We start from the raw sequence: 20,384 nt of genomic DNA, 5'->3' as shown, positions 1-20,384 counted from the left end.
AATTCTCTGCTAAGATCTAAGATTTTATCACTAAATTGATCTTCTTTTTTTAAAACAACAAAAGCAAAAGCAAACAATAATAACAAAGCCAAAGAAAACCCAAAAGAAATAAAATCCATAAAATATATAGAATTTGCACAAGATAAAATACCCAGACCAATACCAACTAATACAATATTTTTCATCAACATCCTTTTATTTTTGAATTTGCATTATTAATTCATTGTAGCTCATCCCATAAGATTTTACTACAGCATTTAGTTCTTCAAGTCCTGCTTTTATACCACCTTCCTTTTCTTTTCTTATAAGAACTTTATAAATTTCTTCTATTGTTTTAACAGCCTCTGCTTTAGGCTTTCTTCTTACTGAATAATAATTTAAAATATTTTCATTAGAATCACAAGAAGCTGTTATGTTTGCAAAAACCCAATAATAATCATTAAATTTTGTTTTATTTTTTACAAAAGCAAAAACCTCTCTTTTCATTTGAATATTATCCCATAAATATTTAAAAACAGTTCTTGGCATATCAGGATGACGCATAATACTATGAGGTTTATATAAAATTTCATCAATTTTATAATCAGAGTATTTTAAAAAATCCTCATTGGCATAGATAATTTCACCTTTTAAATTAGTTTTTGATGTTATTAAAACATCTGGAGTTAAAACTTTTTCCAAAGACATAGATAAATTCCTTAAATTTAAATTAATCAGACTGATTATACCTTTTTTTATAAAAACATTTTTTAAATATTTTTATAAAATTATTTTTGAAGCTCTAAAATTAACTGGTTATAACTCATACCATAAGAATTAACTATCTTCATAAGTTCATTCACTCCGGCTTTTATACCTCCAGTTTTTTCAGCTTCTAATAAAACCTTGTAAACTTGCTCTATAACTGGTATAGCCTCTCTTTTGGGTTTTCTTCTTACTGAATAATAATTTATAATATTTCCTTGATTATCAAATGAGGCTGTAACATTAGTAAAAACCCAATAATAATCATTAAATTTTGTTTTATTTTTTACAAAGGCAAAAATTTCTTTTCCATCTTGTATATAATCCCACAAACATTTAAAAACCGTTTTTGGCATATCAGGATGACGCACAATATTATGTGGTTTATACAAAATCTCATTCATTTTATAACCAGCATATTTTAAAAAATCATCATTAGCATAAATGATATCTCCTTTTAAATCTGTTTTAGAGGTTATCAATGTATCTGGTTCTAAAATTTTTTCTTGTGACATTTCTACCCTTTTTTTTGATTTTATTTAAAAAATATTATATTTAATATATCATAAAATTTCGTTAAAATTAAAACCTTTATCATAAAGTATCTTTCTAACTAATTCTTGATGTTCTTTTCCTTTAGTTTCTAAGGTAATTGAAATCATTGCATCACCATATTCAAGCTTGGTTGAAAATCTATCATAATCAATTTTAACTATATTAGCCTGAGCTTCCTTAATTGCATCACTTAAAGCATTTAAAGCCCCTGGTTTATCAACTAAAGTAACATTAATAAGCATTTTTCTAAAAGCTTTAAATAAGCCTTTTTCTATAATAATATTTAACATTTGCACATCGATATTTCCACCACTTAAAACCACACCGATTTTCTTATGATTTTTTAAATCTATTTTTTTATGCAAAAGTGCAGCTACTGCTGATGCTCCTGCTCCTTCAACTGTTATTTTGTGTTTTTCAAGTAAATACAATACCGCATTAGCTATTTCTTCATCATCAACTTGAATAAAATCATCAACACATTCAAGAATAATATCAAAATTAATTTTATTCACATCACGCACTGCTATGCCATCAGCTATAGTTCTAACAGCTTTTGAATTAATCATTTTTTTGCTTTTAAAACTCTCATACATCGCAGGAGCTCCCTTAGCACTCACTCCGATAACTTTTATAGCAGGATTAATTTGCTTAGCAGCACTTGCAACACCACTAATCAAACCTCCCCCACCAACTGGAGCTAAAATCATATCCAAATCACTTATTTCATCAAGCATTTCAAGCATTAAAGTGCCTTGTCCTGCTATAATACTTTCATTTTCAAAAGGATGAATGAAATTTAAATGATGTTCTTTGGCATAATTTAGTGCATAAGCATAAGCCTCATCAAAATTATCTCCTTTTAAGATCACTTTTGCGCCTAAATTTTTAGTCGCACTTACTTTTAATAAAGGCGTGGCTTCAGGCATAACAATCACAGCTTCTATGCCAAATTTTTTAGCACTAATTGCTACTCCTTGCGCATGATTTCCTGCGCTTGCAGCTATTACACCTGCTTGTTTTTGTTCTTTAGTTAAATTAGCTATTGTATTATAAGCTCCTCTAATTTTATAAGCACCTGTTTTTTGCAAATTTTCACATTTTAAAAAAACATCAGTTTCTAAAAACTCACTCAAAAAAGAAGAGTGTACAAAAGGGGTTTTTAATACAAAATCTGCGATTTTTTGTTTTGCTTGATAAATTTTATTTAATTCAACCATGATTATCCTTTTTGTAGTTCCATTTTAATGCAACGATCTTGAACGCAATTTATACCATATTTTTTACATTTTTGCATTATTTCTTCATTGGCAATGCCAAGTTGCATCCAAAAATTTTTAATCTTTTTACTCAAAAGATCCTCAAAAATTTCATTTGCAAAACTTGCTTTTCTAAACATTACAACCGTATCAACTTCAAAAGGGATTTCTTTTAAGTTTCTATAAACTCTTTCATTTAAAATAAAATCTTCTTTAGGGTAGATGGGATAAATTTTATAACCTAAATCTTGTAAATATTTGCTTACAAAATGAGAAGGTTTATCTTGATTAGGGCTAAGTCCTATGATGGCTATATTTTTCATAGTACTTAGTATTTTATAACTATCACACAATGCTTTTTTCCTTTTTAAAGCATTGTATCTAAAATCAAATTAATAAGAAGCTTTTTTTACAACCAACAAACAATACAAAATCAAAGCCATTGCAACTAATAAAGCACAAAAAGCATAAACATTAGCAAAACCTATACTTGGCTCTATAATGCCTAGCAAATAAGGACTTACTCCTATACCAAAATCTAAGGCTATAAAAAATGTAGAATTAGCCAAGCCCATTTTTTCTTTAGGTGCAAGTTTTATAGCTAAAGCTTGAGCACTTGAAGTAGCATTAGCATAACCTAACGCACAAAAAACTCCAGCTAAAATAATCATATAAAAATTTAATGCAAAAGCAAGTAAAAGCAAACATACTATAAAACTCAAAAAAGAAAAAATCATCACAATATTAGCACCATATTTATCAAACACTTTACCAGAAAGTGGTCTAAAAACCATAGAAAACCCAGCATATATCACAAAAAACATAGATCCAGCAAAAGCTAAATTTAAACTTTGGGTATAAGCACTCATATAAGCTATAATAGCACCAAAAGGGCATGCAAGCAAAAAGGCTACCAAGGCTAAATTTAAAACTGATTTTTCAAAATAATTATAAATACTAAATTTTCTTTTTATATGATGATGTTTTTTAAATCTTCTTACTTTTAAAAAAATAGACAAAACCAATGCAAAAACAATACTCAAACAAGCTATTAAAAAACTAAGCCAAAATTGATTGATAGAGTCAAGTTTTATGGCCAAAAAAGGACCTAAAGCTGAAGTTAAAACAACGCTTGTAGCATAATATCCTATACCAACTCCTCTTTTATTGCTAGGTATTATCCTAGCAATAGCTGCCCCACAAGCACAAGAACAAATTCCATAACAAATCCCTGCTAAAAAGCGTATTAAAATTAAAAAATATACATTATAAAATTTCAAATACATTAAATTAATAAAAAGATAAAACAAAAGCGAAAACACTATAACCTTTTTTATATTAACATCATCAATTATAGAACCAAAATAAAGTCTAGATAGCAAAGCGCCTATAACAAAAGCTCCCATAATAAGACCTGCGGTGCTAGTTTGAAGGTTTAAAACACCTAAAACATAATCTGTACTAGAAATAGTACTCATATAAAAAACAAGACAAATAGCAAAATTTATCCCAAAAATACAGAAAAAATTTATATTAAATAAATTATATTTTTTACCTAACCCCATGAAAAAACCTTTTAAATTTTCTCATTGATATAATCAAGTAATTTTAAAAGTCTTTCTTGATCTTTTACATCTAAGATATCTAAAATATTTCTTTCATATTTTCTTATACAAGCATTTGCATCTAAAAAAATTTCCTTACCTTTAGCGCTTAAAGTAATGATTTTTTCTCTTTTATCATCTGCTTTTAAAAACTCTATATATTCAAGTTTTGCTAATTTAGAAACAACTCTAGAAAGTATAGCTTTATCCATCTGATAAAACTCACATATTGGAGCTAAAGTGCTACAACCATGCTGATTTAAATATACAAAAACCCTCCAATCACTTGATTTTAGTCCAAAGGGTTTTAAAATTTCATTGACTTTATAGAGTATTTTTCTATTTGTATAAGTAATTTTTTGAAATAAAATAAGAAATCCTTTATAAAAATTAATTGATTAAATCAACTATTTTTATAATAACAAAGCTTGTATAAATTCTAACTTATACTAAGCTTTTATTTTTAAATGCACCCCACATTCAAGATGAGGAGTATTAGCAAATTGATCAAAAAAGGCTAAATTTAAAATTTCATGACTTTGACACAAGATTTCAAGATTTTCTTTTAAAGTGATAGGATTACACGAAATATAAATGATATTTTCATAATTTTTAATAAGTTCAATCACGCTTAGATCAAGCCCTGCTCTTGGAGGATCAACCAAGACATGAGATATTTTAAAGCTATCTAAATCTATGTTTTTTAAACGGTTAAATTCTCTTTCTTTTTTCAAAGCTTGACTCAACTCTTCACTAGAAAGTCTTGTAAAAGTTATATTTTCAATAGAATTTAAAACACAATTTTTTAAAGCAAATTCGATATTTTTTTTAGAAATTTCAGTTGCCAAAACTTTGTTAAAATTTCTTGCTAAAGCTATGGTAAAATTTCCATAACCACAATAAAGCTCTAATAAATCTTGTTTAAAATCACTTCCAATGCAAGATACAACCCATTCAATCATCTTTTCATTGATAAAAGTATTAGGCTGGATAAAACAATCATTATTAAACTCATATAAAAATTCATTTGTATTGATTTTTAAAGCTTGTCTTAAATTCTCCCCATTAAATATAAGTTTTTTACCCCTGCTTCTTGCTATGAGTTTGAGATTTAATTTTTCTGCTAATTCTTGTAAGTCTTGTATAATTAGCTCTATATTTTTATGGAAAAGTAAAGTTATACTTAAATCTAATTTTGTAGCTAAAAACTCTACTCCAAAAAGCTTATGTTTTAAATTTTCATTTAGATTATTTAATAAAATAGGCATACAGTCTTGAATTTTCTCATCTGCTATATCAATTTTCTCAATAGGAATTTTTTTCTTGTTTTCAAACATTGCATAAGAAATTTCCCCATTTTCATGATGATATATAGAAAATTCTGCCCTAGTTCTATAAGCTTTTAAAGGTGATTTAAAGCACTGAATTTCTTTATCATATAAAGAAGAAAACAATGCTTTATTTAAAGCAATTTTTTCTTCAAAATGCATCTATGCATCTACCTTTTTGCCAACTACAAAAAGTAAAGCTATCATAGCTAAGATTCCAAAAACAAGCCCTAGCCATACATTAAGTCCTAATGCTACTGGTAAATAACCACAAAGTATACTAATAGCACAAACACTCAAAGCATAAGGCATTTGTGTGCTAACATGAGCTAAAAGATCGCACTTACTTCCCATAGATGAAAGTATAGTTGTATCAGAAATTGGCGAGCAATGATCTCCAAAAATAGCTCCTGTTAAAACCCCTGAAATATTAATAATCATATATTGGTGCAACTCTGCCCCACTTAATTCATTATGAACACCAACAGCCATAGCTAAAGGAATAGCTAAAGGCATTAAAATACCCATAGTTCCATAACTAGTTCCTGTTGAAAAAGAAATAATAGAAGCAAAAATAAAAATTGCCGTAGGAAGCAAGTAAATAGGTGTTTTATCTGAAAATAAATCAATTAAATATTTAGAAGTTCCTAAATCCTTAATCACAGAAGCTAACGACCATGCGCAAAGTAAAATAATCACAGTCATAATCATAGTTCTCCAACCATGGGTCCAAACCGCAATAGCTTCTTTTAAAGTAAATATTTTTCTATACATTCCCAAAATAATAGCTACTATGGTAGCTAAAAGTGCTGCTTGAAATAATACAACCGAAGCATCAGCTGCGCCAAAAGTTTCTCTAAAAGCAAATAAACTAAGCGGTGCTGCATCAATTTGTGCTTTAATACTCGCATCATCTAGAGCATTATAACCACTAAAATAAAAACCTATAAATGAAAATACAATCAAAACAGCTAAAGGTATAATAGCATTAGAAGCTTGTAATTTCACATGCTCTTTTGGCTCTAAAACCTTATCTTCTATATTATCAATTTGCTCATGACCATGAGAAAATTTACCCGCTCTAGCTCTAAGCTCAGCTTTTAACATAGGTCCAAATTCTCTACCTGTATAAATAGTCAAAACAACAAAAATCAACATAAAAAGATTATAAAATCTATAAGGTAAGGTTTGCACAAAGATTTCAAAAGCATTGATTTCTTCTTTTACTATACCTAAATGTGCAAAAGTTGCATTATCGATTAAATCATATCCGCTACGAATTAAAGAAATTTCAAGTCCTATCCAAGTAGAAATGATAGCAAGACCAGTAATTGGCGCTGCAGTTGCATCCATGATAAAAGCAAGTTTTTCACGACTTACTCTAAATTTATCTGTCACTGGACGCATGATAGGACCTACGATTAATGAATTAGCATAATCATCAAAGAAAATAAAAATCCCCATACACCAAGTAGCAAATTGTGAGCTTTTTGCCTGCTTAGCTTTAGTAGAAAGCCAAACAGCCACAGCCTTAGTACCCCCTGTTTTGGTAATAAGAGCTACAACCCCACCTATAGTTAAAACTTGCAATAAAATTCCTGCATTACCAGGGCTTGCCATAGCATTTACCACTTTAGAAATAAAGCCTGTAAAAGAAGCAATAATAGCATGATAAATGCTATTTTCAATAAGTCCTAGCATAAAAGTACCACTTAATGCACCAATAAACAACGAAAGCACTACATCTTTAGTGATAAAAGCTAAAATAATAGCTATCACCGGTGGTAAAAGCGTCCAAACTCCAAAAAGTTCTGCATTTGCTTGTGCATCAGCAAATAACAATAAAGGAGCTAATAATAAATAAAAAATTTTCATATTTTTCCTTAAGTTTTTATATTTTCTCGCTAAAAGTTCCTGCCCATGTTTGAGTCACAGGCATAAGTTCAATTTCGTTAATATTAATATGCTCAGGCAAGCTAATAATAAAAGTAATAATTTTTGCTATATCTTCAGCTTTAATATATTTAGTATTTTCATAAACCTCATCAGCCTTTTTAATATCACCTTTAAATCTCACTTCACTAAATTCAGTTTTACAAAGCCCTGGAGCTATATTTGTTACCTTTATATTACTTCCGCGCAAATCTGTTCTTAAAGCTTTAGAAAATTGTGCCACAAAAGCTTTCGTACCACAATAAACATTACCTCCATAATAAGGCACATTTGCCGCAATTGAACCAAGATTAACCACATGAGCATTTTTTGCCTTTCTAAGTAAAGGTAAAGTAGCTCTTGCTATATATAAAAAGCCTTTGATATTAGTGTCTACCATGGCTTCAATATCTTCAATATCCAAAGAATCAAACTCATTTAAACCCAAAGCAAGACCTGCATTATTAACAAGTAAAGAAATATTTTGTAAATCTTGAGGTAAATTTTCAATTGCTGTAAAAACCGCTTGTTTATCCCTAACATCAAGCACGATAGGATAAATTTTATCCCCATAAAGCTCTTGTAGTTTTTCTAACCTTTCTTTACGTCTTGCTATGGCTATAACCTTATAATCAAGTTCTATTAAGGCTTTTAAACTCTCTAGTCCAAAACCTGAACTTACCCCTGTTATTAAAGCAATTTTCATGGTTGAGCCTCTTCATACAACATCAAATTTTCATTTTCTTTTAAACCAAGTTTTTTTAAAAATTTAATATTTTCTTCTTTTTTTGCAATGATAGCAAAATCAAGAGCATTAAATCCTAAATCATCTATTTCTTTATAATTAGCTTTATAATCTATAAGCAACTTAAGCATTTTTACATCAGCATAATTTGCTCCATGCATAAAGATATTTTTAGAAGTGTGCTCAAGCGCACATAAGGTGATAAAATATGGCGTATTGCTTCCCATACTGGCAATAGAAAGTTTTTCATTATCATTAATGTATTTTTGATTTACATTTGCACCATTTTCAAGCAAAAGCTTGGCAATCTTATAGTTGTTATATTCAACAGCATAAAACAAAGGTGTTTTTCCAAAAGAATTTTTATAATCAACCACCGCTTCATTTTCAAGCAAAAGCTTAACATTTTCTGCATTATCTAGTGCAAAAAATAAAGCAGACTCATAACCTTCATTTATTTTTACACCCAATTTAATAAATTCTCTTATAATCTCACTTTCTCTATTATTTAACAAGGCTGATTTAAAACCATTGTTTAATTCTAAATTACTAATTTTTTTAGTATAAATATACTCTTTAATCTGCTCCAAAGAATTATTTTTATTAGCTACAAATTTTTCAAAATCTGAAATATCTTTAAAGATTTTAGTCTCGCCAACTGCCCAGTTTAAAAATTCATTCAAAGCATTACTAGCAAAATAAATTGCACTTGCTTTATCTAAATTAAATTCCTTTTGAAAATATCTTGTTAGAGGGTTAATCGCATTATTATATTCTTTCCAAAATTCCTTAAAAAGTTTAAAATTTCCAATGCTTTGATAAGCCCAATATCTAAAATACGCTTTTAATTTTGCAAATTTTTCTTCAAGTATTATAGGATCTTGTAAAGTCTTTTGATAGCCTTGTGGATCAAGTGCAATTTCTAATAATTTAAAATCAAATTTTCTCAAATCACTAAAGTATTCTCCACCCATACAAGCACTATTGCTTCCTCTAATTTCATTAGCAAGTTCATATAATCTTTTTGTGATTTGATGATTTTTTAAAGAAAAAGCACAGTTTAAATCCACTTGAGCAAAATCTTGTGTATTTTTTGGCTCAAATTCTTTGAAAAAATCAGCCTTATTTTCCTTAACATACTCACAAGTATAATCCAAAGCTAAAGCATTTAAACTTATAATCAAACTAAATAATAAAATCTTCAAATATTTTCCTTGAATATAAATTAAATCACTATTTTAACTAAATTTTTGCTTTAATAACAATTAATTAATTTAAAATTCATACAATGCTTGCTTTTAAATAAGGAAAAATATGTATCAAAGTTTTTATAAAGCTAGTTTTGCTTATATTCTTTTACAAAGTGATAAAGATAAGCTTATTAATGTTGATTTTGCTATATATAAGCCTGATTTTACCAAAGATAAACACCCTGTTTTAGAACAAGCCTTAGAAGAACTAGACCTTTATTTTAACAAAAAGCTTTTTACTTTTAGCACTCCCCTAGCTCTTCAGGGAAGCGAATTTGAACAAAAGGTATATAAAGCTTTGGTAAAAATTCCCTATGGACAAACTAAAACTTATCAAGAAATTGCTTCTTTTATCAATCATCCAAAAGCTTTTAGAGCAGTAGGCAATGCAAATTCTAAAAATAAACTTGCAATTTTTATACCTTGCCATAGAGTAGTAGCTAAAAATCACTTAGGTGGATACAATGGTGGTTTATTTATCAAAGAGGCTTTACTTAAATTAGAAGGCGTACTTTAAAATGCCAAGCTTATTGCTAGCAAGTTTTATTTGGGCTTTTTCTTTTCCATTAATTGGGCATTTTATTACCTTAGAAATGGATAGTTTTTTTGCAGCATTTGCAAAAGTTTTTTTATCTTTATTGGTATTTTTACCTTTTTTAAATTTTAAGCTAAATTTGCATTTAAAACTAAAACTCATAAGCATTGGGGCTTTGCAACTTGGCGTGATGAATTTATTTTATTATCATTCTTTTTTATATTTAAGTGTAAGCGAAGTAGCGCTTTTTACGATTTTTACACCTTTTTACGTTGTGCTTTTTTATGGGCTTTTTTCAAAAAATCTTAGATATTTATATTTTATAAGTATTTTTATATGCATTATGGGTGCTTTTGTAGTTAAATTTGATAATATTAACTCTAATTTTTTATATGGATTTTTACTTATTCAAGGAGCTAATTTAGTATTTGGTGCTGGACAAAGTTTTTATAAAATTTTATTAGAAAAAAATACAAATTTAAGCCAAAAAGAAGCCTTTGCTTATTTTTATTTAGGCGCAACCAGTATAACCTTACCTGCTTTTTTATTTTTTGGAGATTATAATAATTTACCATCCAATTTAAGCTCTTGGATAGCCTTGATTTATCTTGGGACTATTGCTTCAGGGTTTGGATATTTTTTATGGAATAAAGGCTCTACGGAAGTAGATAGTGGGGTTTTAGCCTTGATGAATAATGCCATTATACCTATAAGTATTTTTATCAATATGAGTATTTTTGGAGTAGATGTAGAGCTGCTACCTTTTTGTATGGGGACTTTAATCATTCTTTTTTCATTTTTTATACATAAAAAAATCATGCATTATTATAATAAGAAATCTTACTCAAATATAAACCACTAGCAGGAGCTAAAAATCTACAATGAGCTTTTTTAGCATTAATTTGTTCTAAAAGCTCATTTTGGCTCATTTTTCCTTCTAATACCTTTAAAATACTTGCCATCATCATTCTAATTTGCGATCTTAAAAAACCATTTGCTTCAAAATAAAACACAGTGTAATTTTTATAAGCATAGACTCTAGTTTTATACATTTTTCTTATGCTTGTTTTATTATCAGAGCCTTCTTTTTGAAAAAGTTTAAAGTCATACTCTCCTTCAAATAAAAATGCAATTTCCTTGGCTAATTTAATATTTATTTTTGGATAAAAATGCACATAAGAAGCTAAAAAAGGATTATATTTTTCATGACTTATAATATAGCGATATGCTCTTTTTTGCACATCAAAACGCACTTGGAAATTTTCTTGCATTCTTTGGATATGCTTTATATGTATAAATGGGTGCGCAAAATGATTGATTTTATTTTTTAAATATACAAAATCTTTAAAATGTTCTCCCGCTTTAACGCAAGCGACTGCATTAAATGCATGCACACCTTTATCAGTTCTTGAAGCAAATAAAGGCTTTTCATAAATACCCAAATGCGACAAGGCCTGTGCTAAGGCATCTTGGACACTAAGCTTATGTGGCTGGGTAGCTGAACCTTGAAATTTAGAACCATCATAAGAAAAAGTTAATTTTAAAAGCATTAATACTTACTTGCAATTTTTGCTTTAAAATAAAACAAAGAAGTAATTAAAAAGCTTGAAAAAATCACAGTAATAGCTACAAAAGGAGGATTATAAAAACTAATCAAAAGCGTAAAATAAGCAAAAATAATCACAAAAATTCCAAAATAAGCAAAACCTTTTTCATAACGATAAGTTACTATACCAAAAGAGAGTGCAAAAAGCACGCTAGCTAAAGGAAATAAAGCTATAAGAATATAAATAACAAATTCTTTTGCTTTTTCTTTATTGCTTGTTACATCAGACCAATACCCATAAAAACTTTGAGTATTTAATTCTTTAGAAGAAAGTTTGCTTTTAATTAATAAATTTTTAAAACTAGAAATATGCCAATCTTCTTCTTTAATCTCATAAGCCTTTCCTTCATCTAGCTTAAAAGTAATAACCCCATCATTTGTTTCTAACTTTCCTTCTTTGGCTAAAATCACTTGTTCTTTATCTTGTAGATTTTTCTTTGGATGATACATTATGATATTTTTATAAGTTTCATCAGAATTTTTAGCATCAATAAAAACAAGCCATTCCCCATATCTTTGTCCAAATTCTCCTGTTTTTATGCTTACTTTAGCGCTAATTTTTTTATAATCTACAAAATTATCAAAAAGTTCAAAAGATATAGGTATAAAAACCAAAACCACCACAAGCATAAAAGCACTTACCAAAGCTGCAATTTTTGCAAAAAAACTTGCTATCATGCTTGGAGCTATACTCAAAGCAAACAACACCGTGCTTTCATTTTCCCTAGAAAGTCTATAAAAGGCCAAAGTCAAAGCTATGAAAAAAGATATGGGTAGAGTAAAAATCAATATCTTTGGTAAAAGAAAAATATATAATTTGATTAATTCAAAAAAAGTAATTTCAATATAAGCAGTAATTTTAGCAAGTTGTATAAAAAATATAATCGAAACAATAATAAATAAAGTAAAAAATAAAGACAACATTGTGCTTAAAAACTGATTAAGCAAATACTTATAAACTAGCTTCATAATATACTTTCTATACTTAGATTAATCAAAATTCCGCAAAATAAAAAAGGAATCATAGGCATTTGATAATCTTTCTTGGCTATTTTTATAAACATCAAAAGACTTAAAAAACTTGCAATAAACAAAATCAAAAAGCCTTTTTCATAGCCAAAAATTCCAAAAATCAAAGCTATTATTATAACATCACCTTCCCCTAAACTTTCTAAAATTTCATCTCTTTTTTTAAAATTTTTAATAAAATTAATCACACTTTTTAGTATGAAAATTAACCCCGCCCCAAAACACACGCGAAATAAAAAGCTATCTTGAAAATCCTCTAAATTTAAGCCATTTTGTAAAAAATCAAAACAAAAAGCTAAAATAAATAAAATCCAAAGCCAAAGCTCACTCACTGCTTTTAAATAATAATCCATCCAAGAAAGCGCTAATAATATAGCTAGCATACAAGCAAAAATTAAAATTTGAAAAAGATCTTCGATTAAATAAAAAGCAAAGAAAAACAAACACGCACAAATAAATTCATTAAAAGGATAAATCAAAGAAATTCTTTCTTTGCAAAAAGCACATTTACCTTTTAAAAATACAAAAGATAACAAAGGAAAAAGATGATAAAATTTCAAAGTTTTAAGACACTTAGGACATTTTGATCTTGGACTTATTATACTTTCTTTATTAATCGTTCTTAAAATCAAAACATTGACAAAAGAACCCATACAAAGCCCTAGTAATAAAAAGAAAAATATCATTTACCAAAGGTTCTTTTGCGTTTTTTAAACTCAGTAATGATATTTGCGATTTCTTTTTTAGTAAGTGCAGGAAATAAGGTTTGGCTAAAATAAATTTCTGCATAACTTGATTGCCATAATAAAAAATTTGAAATTCTTTTGGCACTCCCTACCCTTAAAAACAAATCCACATCCTCGCTTAAGTCAAGATTTGCCTGTATATTTGCTTCATTAATTTCAAGATTTTTTTCAATCACCTTTTTAACCGCTCTAACTATTTCATCCTTGCCTCCGTAAGAAATAGCCAAATTAACGCATAATTTTGTGTAGTTTTTAGTTTGTTCTTGAAAATTTTGTATTTTTTTTAAGGTTAATTCATCTAAAAGACTTAAATTTCCTATGGCTTTAAAACGCACTTCATTGGCTACAAATTTATTTAAAGACTCATCAAGATATTTATTTAATAGTTTAAAAAGAAACTCCACTTCTTCTTTTGGTCTTTGCCAATTTTCTGTACTAAAAGCATAAAGGGTTAAATTTTGAATTTTTTCATCTATACATACTTCTATGATTTTTTCAACAACTTTAGCACCTTGACTATAGCCAATTTTTTCTAAAAGTCCATTTTTTCTAGCCCATCTTCTATTGCCATCCATTACCACAGCAAGATGTTTTAACTCATTCATTCTATCCCTTTATATCCATCAATCTTTTAAAAACAAACATAGGATTAAGCGTATTAACTACTTCAAATTTAAAATACTCATTTAAAAAATGCGCTACTTTGGCAAAAGGTGTTTGTATGCGTGTGATTTTACCATTATCAATTATAATTTTTAAAGCACCAAAAATTTCAAAATACAAATACACCTCTAAAATATTTCCATTTTTCTTAGCTTCAAACAAAGCCCTATTTCCCTCATAAACAAAAGGTATATGATAAATTCCTTCAAAAAATGCGAAAAACATTTCCTTATAAATTTCAAACTCATATGCGCTTTTACTTTCTATAAGCCTTTGAATAATGAATTTTTTATACCAAGCTTTCTCATCACCTTCTTGCAAAAGCTTTTCTATGAGTTCAACTCCCTCTTCAAAAAGTCTAATTTTAGGCTTTTTCAAAAGATTTTTAAAAGAAATCACGCCTTTATTTTCATAAACTTCAGCTAAATACTCCTCCCCTACTTCAAGCTCTATCAAACTTTTTGTTTCAAGCTTTTTAGTGTTTAAAAGCAATACATAGCGATTATATGCACGTTTTTCCAAAATTTGCATTCTTACAGGTAAAGTTGAGTTGATGATATTCACCAAAGTTTCCTTAATTCTTGTGCCAAAATAAAGCCAAGTTTTTCTTTGCTTTGTTTAGAACTTTGAGAAATACTATCTTTAGTGATAAAACAAATGCTATTTTCATCACCTCCAAAGTTCATTTGCTCATTTAAGACATTTAAACACACCATATCTAAATTTTTACTAACTAAAGATTTTTTAGCATTTTCTAAAGCATTTTGCTCATCAAATTCCATTTTAAAGCCTATTTTTTTGCCTTTAAAATCTAAATTTTTTAAGATATCCTCATTAAGCTTTAATTTTAAATCAAGTCCGTTTAAATGCTCATTTTTCTTAATCTTACCCTTGTAAGCCTCAAGAGTAAAATCACTCACAGCAGCAGCCATAATTAAAGCATCAAAATCTTTGTATTTTTGCAATTTTTCTTTTAGTTCTAAAGAAGATTCAAATTTTTCTAATTTATAAGGTGTTTTAAACTCTACTGAGCTAATTAGCACCACCTTAGCACCTAAAAAATATAAAGCATCAGCAACCGCCTTTGCCATTTTTCCACTTGAAAAATTACTAATACATCTTACATCATCAATTTTTTCTTTAGTGCCACCACCACTTACAATAAAACTTTTATCTTTAAAAAAATCTTCCTGCATTAGACTTCTTTTTAAAGCATTTATAATACTATCAAGCTCAGCCAAAGCTCCTAAGCCTTCATCTTTACAAGCTAGAGTTTTAACTATAGGATCAATGATAATATAGCCTTGCTCTTTTAAATTTTTTAAAGAATTTTGAGTGCTAAAATGTAAATACATGTTTGTATTTGCAGCGGGTGCGATTAAAAATGGTTTATTTTTATCTACTGCTATTAAAGTTTGAATAAATAAATTATCTGCTATACCATAGTTTAATTTATTAATAGAATTTATACTAGCAGGCGCAAAAAGCACACAATCGCAAGTCTTACTAAAAGCTATATGATTATTAGTATTTTGCCAACTTTCATTATCTTCACATAAAACTTCATCCGCTAAAGCTTCAAAGCTAAGCTTAGTGCCAAATTTTAAAACTCCCAAACTTAGTAAAACTTTAACCCTAAAACCTTCTTTTTTTAATAAAGAAATAAGCTCATAAGCTTTATAAAAGGCTATGCTTCCACTTACTGCTAGTAAGATTGTTTTCATTTTTTACCTAGTTTTTTATAGTAAAAATCTTCTATAATTTGCGTCTTTGCTCTATTAATATACAAAGAGCCTTTTTCTACATCCTTACACACAGTGCTTCCTGCTGCGATGATTACCTCATCTTTTATCTCAACCGGAGCGATAAATTGCGTATCTGAACCCACAAAAACATTTTTACCTATTTTGGTCTTATGCTTTTTAACCCCATCATAATTACAAGTGATAGTGCCACAACCTATATTAGTCCCCTCATCTATCTCACAATCTCCTAAATAACTCAAATGCCCTGCTTTAACTCCATTTAATAAAGCATTTTTACATTCTACGAAATTTCCTATATGGGTATTTTTAAGCTGGCATTTTGGACGCAAATGCGCTAAAGGCCCTACATCGCTATTTTCTACTATACTATCTTCAATCACACTTGAACTTTTAATGATAGAATTAATGATTTTTGATTTTCCCTCTATACGCACATTTTCATACACCTCACACTCACCTACAAACTCAACTTCATCTGAAATAAAAGTCGTCGCAGGCATGTGAAAAATCACTCCTTGCTTCATCCATTCTTTTTTAATCGCTTCTTGCATAAGATCTTGAGCTAGGCAAAGCTCAATTTTATCATTTACCCCCATAAAATCTTGCTCATTTACAAACACCGCATCGATTTCATAGCCCTTTTCTTTTGCTAAATAAACCGCATCGGTTAAATAATACTCTTTAGCTTTATTATCATTTTTTATCAAAGGCAATACTTCTTTTAAAATTTGTGCTTTTATAGCATAAACACCACTATTGCAAATGTTTATAGCAAGTTCTTCTTTGCTTGCGTCTTTTGTTTCTACTATTTTTTGAATTTTATTTTCTTTTAAAACTATTCTTCCATAACTTTTTGGATCTTTTGCCTCAAAAACTGCCACATTAAAATCACTCTCATTTAAAGCTATTTTTTCTAAATCATCTGCTTTAACCAAAGGCATATCGCCACATAAAATCAACACTTTTTCATGCTTACTCTCATAACCCCTTAAAGCCCCTGCAGTACCTGGAAAATTTTGCAAGTCTTGTTCTAAAAAGCGTGTATTTGGAAAATACTCTAAAACAACTTGTTCAACCTTTTCTTTTTGATGAGAAAGCACCACACATACATCATCACTAATTTTATATGCTTGTTTTAAAATATGTAAAATCATTGCTTTTGAGCAAATTTTTTGAAGCACTTTTGGATTTTGTGATTTCATACGCGTGCCAAGTCCAGCAGCCAAAATAAGCACAGAAATTTTCATAATTTACCTTTGTTTTAAAAATTATTGCTTATTTTAACAAGCTAAAGTAAAAATTCTTACTAGTTGTTATTTGTTTTTTACAGATTTTCATTTACTTTAAACTTAAATTTATGGGGGGGGGTATAATGCTTTTTTCAATTTAAATTTACAAGGAGTAATCAAATGAAACTTTCTTATCACACAAGTAAAGTTTTAATGGGTGTTAGCATTAGTGCTTTATTAAGCGGTGCTGCTTTAGCTCAAGAGATAAATCATGGAAATTTTTCTGATTTTTTTAACTATAAAGATGGAATTTGGAGTTTAGATTCTAAAGAAAATATAGAATTAAAAATAAGCCCTTCAGATATTCAATCATACTATGGTGGAGAAAATCATGATAAGCCTATAAATGAATTTAACATCAAAACAAGTGGCGTTTTAACCATAGGATCTGATTCAGACTGGATAGATGTAGGTAGCACTTCAACTAATGAAGCAAAATATGATTTATATAGTGTTAATTTAGAAGCAAAAGAAATCATTTTAAATTCTGATAGAGCTACCTTAGAAGCAAATAAAGCTTTTAACATAAAAGGAAATGTTACACTAAAAGGCAGCTCACCTATAACAAATGATAATATAAGCAACGAAGAACTTGATAGACCTAGTTTAGATGTATGGAATGGATATGGCGAAAAAGATGGCTATATGAGCATACAAGGAAATTTAAATGTAAATAATTCTTTTATTGGTATATTTGATGCGAATAAAAAAGGTGGCTTAATCTCTGTAGATGGAGATGTAAATATAAAAGATTCAGCTATAGGTATAAGCACAAATAGTGTTTCAAATTTAGGTATAAACAACTATGTAGCTATAAAAACTACAGGTAATTTCAACCAAGATATTGACAAAAACATAGTAACAGCACTATACACTAAAGATATAACAAGCATGCTTGAAACAAGTAATTTACTTCCAAAAAATGTATTTTTTGAAGATACTGATTTAGCTCAATTTACAGATTATAAACTTAGTGTTTCTAATGATGGCAAAAGTCTTTTAATTAGCGGTGGTGCTAATGAAAATGTAAGAGATTTATCAAAAATATTAAAATCTGAAATTGATATTAGAAAAGAAGCCTTAGATACTTTTGAGAATATAAAAAAGAATATAGAATATGATGAAGAATATAACAAAAATTCCTACCAAAAACCAGGATATATTGGCGATGATGCTATGCTTGAAGCCATAGCACAAGCAGAAAAAGAACTGCAAGAACAAATTAAAAAATTAGAACAACAAATCCAAGATATACAAAATAATGGTGGAAAATTTGATGGTAGTGATTTAGTTGAAAATATGAAAGATGTTAGCTTAGAAAATAAAAATTTAGCTGTAAATATGCTAAATAGTATTTTAGATTCTAAACTTAGCAATGATGCTATCGCAGCACTCACTCTAGATACCACAGGAAAAAATCTAAACACACTTACCACAAATACAAAAGCAAGTGCAAAAGCTATAGTAAATAATGCTCAAAATTCTTCTGTTAATTCATCTATAGGTGTAGCAAATGACCTAGCAATTGGAACAAGAATAGCAAAACTTTCAAATCCTTATCAAGATAAAACTTTAGTAGAAAAATTTGCTACAACCCATATAGCAGCACTAGCAAGTGATGTTTATAATTATTATGGAAATTCTTCATTTAATAATAGCTTTTGGGGTAATGTTTTTGGTGGTGCAAATATCATAGATGGAGATAGTGGTGCTTTATATGGATTTACACTAGGTGCTGATAGAAAAATCAATGATAATGCTTTGCTTGGTTTTTACTTTACTTATGCTGATTCAACTATCAAAGATGGAGTTATGGAACAAAAATCAGATAACTACCAATTTGGTATTTATTCTTTGATTAATCCAAATGATCAATGGGAAATTAATCTAAAAGCTTATGGACAAATTTCTCCAACAGATCAAAGCATAGCGATGTTAAGTGATTCTAGTAATGCTGATTTTGATAGTAAATTTTTTGGTTTAAGCGCTAATGCTGGTAGAATTTTTAATCCAAATTCATCATCATTATTCATCAAGCCTTTTGCTGGTATAAATTACTACTACGCACACACCCCAAGTTATAAAGAAAGTGGTATGTTTGCAAAAGAAGTTCAAAGTATGACAAATAATTCTATTAGTTTAGAACTTGGTGCTGAACTTAGAAAATACATGAGCGAAACATCATATTTATTTATCACTCCAAAAATAGAACAATATGTAATGAATAATGGAGATGATTATGTAGCTGGCTTTGTTGGTTCAAGTTCAAATTTTATCATCAAAGGAAATGACAAGAAAAAAACCTATGGACAAATCATTATAGGTGGTAATGTAGATATTAACGAACAATTTAGCTTAAATGCAGGTGTTGGAGCTAAACAAATACTAGCTGGAAAAACAGATGGTAAAAATGAAACTTATGTAAGTGGTCAAGTAGGTTTTAAATATAAATTCTAAAAATCTTTCGAGAAACTCCTTAAATGCTAGAGCAAAAACTCTAGCATTTTAAAAATAAACTGTTAATTCGATCATATAAATTGCATTTTTAAGAGTAAAATTGCTAAAATAACGCTTTTAATTTTAACCAAGGAAATATTTTGAGGGTTTTACTAGCTTTATTTTTATCAAGCTTGGCTCTTTTAGGCGCTGAAGCAACCATACCAACTGTAAATTTAAGTCTTAGTGCTCCAAATAACCCACAACAACTCGTAACAACCCTAAATATAGTCATAGTTTTAACCATACTAGCTCTTGCGCCTACCATTGTTTTTGTAATGACTTCGTTTTTAAGACTTGTTGTAGTGTTTTCTTTTTTAAGAACAGCTCTTGGCACTCAAACTATGCCACCAAATACTATCTTGGTTACCTTAGCTTTGATTTTAACTTTTTTCATTATGGAGCCTGTGGCTACAAAATCATACAATGAAGGTATAAAGCCCTATATCGCTGAACAAATAGGTTATGAAGAAGCTTTTGCTAAAGGCGTTAAGCCTTTTAAAGATTTTATGCTAAAAAACACTAGGGAAAAAGACTTAGCGCTTTTTTATAGGATTAGAAATTTAGAAAATCCAAAAACCATAGATGATGTGCCTTTAACAGTTTTAGTGCCAGCCTTTATGATAAGCGAGCTTAAAACTGCTTTTGAAATAGGCTTTTTACTTTTCTTACCATTTTTGGTTATTGATATGGTGGTAAGCTCGGTATTAATGGCTATGGGTATGATGATGCTACCTCCTGTTATGATTTCTATGCCTTTTAAACTTTTGATATTTGTGCTTGTAGATGGATGGAATTTACTCATACAAAATTTAGTCAAAAGCTTTTTAACTTAGC

The 20,384-nt window shown here is 28.7% G+C and carries 21 protein-coding genes; 4 read left to right on the top strand and 17 right to left on the bottom strand.

Features of this window, described 5'->3' with window-relative positions; translation table 11 throughout:
- Nucleotides 1–195: 195 nt before the first annotated feature.
- The 10 genes from L8X36_RS00650 to L8X36_RS00605 all read right to left on the bottom strand — a co-directional run bounded on the left by L8X36_RS00650 (nt 196) and on the right by L8X36_RS00605 (nt 9,372).
- On the bottom strand, nt 196–687 hold the full coding sequence (locus L8X36_RS00650; RefSeq protein WP_263663165.1) for a PAS domain-containing protein: 492 nt from the start codon (nt 685–687) through the stop codon (nt 196–198).
- Between the two features lie 80 nt (nt 688–767).
- The gene (locus L8X36_RS00645; protein WP_263682134.1) at nt 768–1,259 is read right to left on the bottom strand and encodes a PAS domain-containing protein; all 492 of its coding nucleotides are present in this window, start codon (nt 1,257–1,259) and stop codon (nt 768–770) included.
- Nucleotides 1,260–1,307: 48 nt separating this feature from the next.
- On the bottom strand, nt 1,308–2,519 hold the full coding sequence (gene ilvA / locus L8X36_RS00640) for a threonine ammonia-lyase (RefSeq protein WP_263682133.1): 1,212 nt from the start codon (nt 2,517–2,519) through the stop codon (nt 1,308–1,310).
- A gap of 2 nt (nt 2,520–2,521) precedes the next feature.
- Nucleotides 2,522–2,881, bottom strand: a complete 360-nt coding sequence (locus tag L8X36_RS00635; protein WP_263682313.1) for a CoA-binding protein — start codon at nt 2,879–2,881, stop codon at nt 2,522–2,524.
- Between the two features lie 69 nt (nt 2,882–2,950).
- Nucleotides 2,951–4,123: an MFS transporter gene (locus L8X36_RS00630; RefSeq protein WP_263682132.1), complete on the bottom strand. Its 1,173-nt coding sequence runs from the start codon at nt 4,121–4,123 to the stop codon at nt 2,951–2,953.
- A gap of 11 nt (nt 4,124–4,134) precedes the next feature.
- Nucleotides 4,135–4,476 (bottom strand): MarR family winged helix-turn-helix transcriptional regulator, encoded by a 342-nt coding sequence (locus tag L8X36_RS00625; protein WP_263682312.1) that lies wholly within the window; start codon nt 4,474–4,476, stop codon nt 4,135–4,137.
- Between the two features lie 135 nt (nt 4,477–4,611).
- Nucleotides 4,612–5,652 (bottom strand): tRNA (uridine(54)-C5)-methyltransferase TrmA, encoded by a 1,041-nt coding sequence (gene trmA / locus L8X36_RS00620; RefSeq protein ID WP_263682131.1) that lies wholly within the window; start codon nt 5,650–5,652, stop codon nt 4,612–4,614.
- Nucleotides 5,653–7,365: a Na+/H+ antiporter NhaC family protein gene (locus L8X36_RS00615; protein ID WP_263663159.1), complete on the bottom strand. Its 1,713-nt coding sequence runs from the start codon at nt 7,363–7,365 to the stop codon at nt 5,653–5,655. It abuts the gene before it with no gap.
- 16 nt (nt 7,366–7,381) lie between these two features.
- Nucleotides 7,382–8,128: an SDR family NAD(P)-dependent oxidoreductase gene (locus L8X36_RS00610; RefSeq protein ID WP_263678716.1), complete on the bottom strand. Its 747-nt coding sequence runs from the start codon at nt 8,126–8,128 to the stop codon at nt 7,382–7,384.
- A complete protein-coding gene (locus L8X36_RS00605; RefSeq protein WP_263682130.1) occupies nt 8,125–9,372 on the bottom strand; it encodes an ankyrin repeat domain-containing protein in 1,248 nt (415 codons plus the stop codon). Before L8X36_RS00605 ends, L8X36_RS00610 begins: the two co-directional genes overlap by 4 nt.
- Before the next feature lie 109 nt (nt 9,373–9,481).
- Here L8X36_RS00605 and L8X36_RS00600 point away from each other — a divergent pair, with 109 nt between their 5' ends.
- Nucleotides 9,482–9,934, top strand: coding sequence for a methylated-DNA--[protein]-cysteine S-methyltransferase (locus L8X36_RS00600; protein WP_263682129.1), 453 nt, complete (start codon nt 9,482–9,484; stop codon nt 9,932–9,934).
- A 1-nt stretch (nt 9,935) separates the two neighbouring features.
- Complete coding sequence (locus L8X36_RS00595; RefSeq protein WP_263682128.1) at nt 9,936–10,814, top strand: EamA family transporter; 879 nt, start codon at nt 9,936–9,938, stop codon at nt 10,812–10,814.
- Here the strand turns inward: L8X36_RS00595 and truA are convergent.
- The 7 genes from truA to glmU are packed head-to-tail and all read right to left on the bottom strand — an operon-like array spanning nt 10,768 to nt 17,009.
- Complete coding sequence (gene truA, locus L8X36_RS00590; RefSeq protein ID WP_263682127.1) at nt 10,768–11,502, bottom strand: tRNA pseudouridine(38-40) synthase TruA; 735 nt, start codon at nt 11,500–11,502, stop codon at nt 10,768–10,770. The genes L8X36_RS00595 and truA overlap by 47 nt on opposite strands.
- A complete protein-coding gene (locus tag L8X36_RS00585) occupies nt 11,502–12,527 on the bottom strand; it encodes an LptF/LptG family permease (RefSeq protein ID WP_263682126.1) in 1,026 nt (341 codons plus the stop codon). Before L8X36_RS00585 ends, truA begins: the two co-directional genes overlap by 1 nt.
- Complete coding sequence (locus tag L8X36_RS00580) at nt 12,524–13,273, bottom strand: prepilin peptidase (protein WP_263682125.1); 750 nt, start codon at nt 13,271–13,273, stop codon at nt 12,524–12,526. The genes L8X36_RS00585 and L8X36_RS00580 overlap by 4 nt, the downstream gene beginning before the upstream one ends.
- The gene (gene uppS / locus L8X36_RS00575) at nt 13,270–13,938 is read right to left on the bottom strand and encodes a polyprenyl diphosphate synthase (RefSeq protein ID WP_263674584.1); all 669 of its coding nucleotides are present in this window, start codon (nt 13,936–13,938) and stop codon (nt 13,270–13,272) included. The genes L8X36_RS00580 and uppS overlap by 4 nt, the downstream gene beginning before the upstream one ends.
- 1 nt (nt 13,939) lies before the next feature.
- Nucleotides 13,940–14,560, bottom strand: coding sequence for a hypothetical protein (locus tag L8X36_RS00570; RefSeq protein ID WP_263682124.1), 621 nt, complete (start codon nt 14,558–14,560; stop codon nt 13,940–13,942).
- A complete protein-coding gene (coaBC, locus tag L8X36_RS00565; protein ID WP_263682123.1) occupies nt 14,557–15,720 on the bottom strand; it encodes a bifunctional phosphopantothenoylcysteine decarboxylase/phosphopantothenate--cysteine ligase CoaBC in 1,164 nt (387 codons plus the stop codon). Before coaBC ends, L8X36_RS00570 begins: the two co-directional genes overlap by 4 nt.
- Nucleotides 15,717–17,009, bottom strand: coding sequence for a bifunctional UDP-N-acetylglucosamine diphosphorylase/glucosamine-1-phosphate N-acetyltransferase GlmU (gene glmU, locus L8X36_RS00560; RefSeq protein ID WP_263682122.1), 1,293 nt, complete (start codon nt 17,007–17,009; stop codon nt 15,717–15,719). Before glmU ends, coaBC begins: the two co-directional genes overlap by 4 nt.
- A gap of 162 nt (nt 17,010–17,171) precedes the next feature.
- On the opposite strand from glmU, the gene L8X36_RS00555 reads away from it, so the two are divergent.
- Together L8X36_RS00555 and fliP are read left to right on the top strand one after the other, a co-directional pair.
- Complete coding sequence (locus L8X36_RS00555) at nt 17,172–19,508, top strand: autotransporter outer membrane beta-barrel domain-containing protein (protein WP_263682121.1); 2,337 nt, start codon at nt 17,172–17,174, stop codon at nt 19,506–19,508.
- 140 nt (nt 19,509–19,648) lie between these two features.
- Nucleotides 19,649–20,383, top strand: coding sequence for a flagellar type III secretion system pore protein FliP (fliP, locus tag L8X36_RS00550; RefSeq protein ID WP_263682120.1), 735 nt, complete (start codon nt 19,649–19,651; stop codon nt 20,381–20,383).
- The last annotated feature ends 1 nt before the right edge of the window (nt 20,384 follow it).

Source organism: Campylobacter sp. CNRCH_2014_0184h, from assembly GCF_025772985.1.
Lineage (GTDB): Bacteria > Campylobacterota > Campylobacteria > Campylobacterales > Campylobacteraceae > Campylobacter_D.
This window is presented reverse-complemented; position numbering and strand designations above follow the sequence as displayed.

Coding starts and splice junctions, on each gene's coding strand:
- L8X36_RS00585 (WP_263682126.1), bottom strand. CDS start 12,527: ATGAAGCTAGTTTATAAGTATTTGCTTAATCAGTTTTTAAGCACAATG.
- L8X36_RS00555 (WP_263682121.1), top strand. CDS start 17,172: ATGAAACTTTCTTATCACACAAGTAAAGTTTTAATGGGTGTTAGCATT.
- L8X36_RS00600 (WP_263682129.1), top strand. CDS start 9,482: ATGTATCAAAGTTTTTATAAAGCTAGTTTTGCTTATATTCTTTTACAA.
- L8X36_RS00595 (WP_263682128.1), top strand. CDS start 9,936: ATGCCAAGCTTATTGCTAGCAAGTTTTATTTGGGCTTTTTCTTTTCCA.
- L8X36_RS00630 (WP_263682132.1), bottom strand. CDS start 4,123: ATGGGGTTAGGTAAAAAATATAATTTATTTAATATAAATTTTTTCTGT.
- L8X36_RS00610 (WP_263678716.1), bottom strand. CDS start 8,128: ATGAAAATTGCTTTAATAACAGGGGTAAGTTCAGGTTTTGGACTAGAG.
- L8X36_RS00615 (WP_263663159.1), bottom strand. CDS start 7,365: ATGAAAATTTTTTATTTATTATTAGCTCCTTTATTGTTATTTGCTGAT.
- coaBC (WP_263682123.1), bottom strand. CDS start 15,720: ATGAAAACAATCTTACTAGCAGTAAGTGGAAGCATAGCCTTTTATAAA.
- truA (WP_263682127.1), bottom strand. CDS start 11,502: ATGCTTTTAAAATTAACTTTTTCTTATGATGGTTCTAAATTTCAAGGT.
- L8X36_RS00635 (WP_263682313.1), bottom strand. CDS start 2,881: ATGAAAAATATAGCCATCATAGGACTTAGCCCTAATCAAGATAAACCT.
- ilvA (WP_263682133.1), bottom strand. CDS start 2,519: ATGGTTGAATTAAATAAAATTTATCAAGCAAAACAAAAAATCGCAGAT.
- glmU (WP_263682122.1), bottom strand. CDS start 17,009: ATGAAAATTTCTGTGCTTATTTTGGCTGCTGGACTTGGCACGCGTATG.
- L8X36_RS00650 (WP_263663165.1), bottom strand. CDS start 687: ATGTCTTTGGAAAAAGTTTTAACTCCAGATGTTTTAATAACATCAAAA.
- L8X36_RS00580 (WP_263682125.1), bottom strand. CDS start 13,273: ATGATATTTTTCTTTTTATTACTAGGGCTTTGTATGGGTTCTTTTGTC.
- uppS (WP_263674584.1), bottom strand. CDS start 13,938: ATGAATGAGTTAAAACATCTTGCTGTGGTAATGGATGGCAATAGAAGA.
- trmA (WP_263682131.1), bottom strand. CDS start 5,652: ATGCATTTTGAAGAAAAAATTGCTTTAAATAAAGCATTGTTTTCTTCT.
- L8X36_RS00645 (WP_263682134.1), bottom strand. CDS start 1,259: ATGTCACAAGAAAAAATTTTAGAACCAGATACATTGATAACCTCTAAA.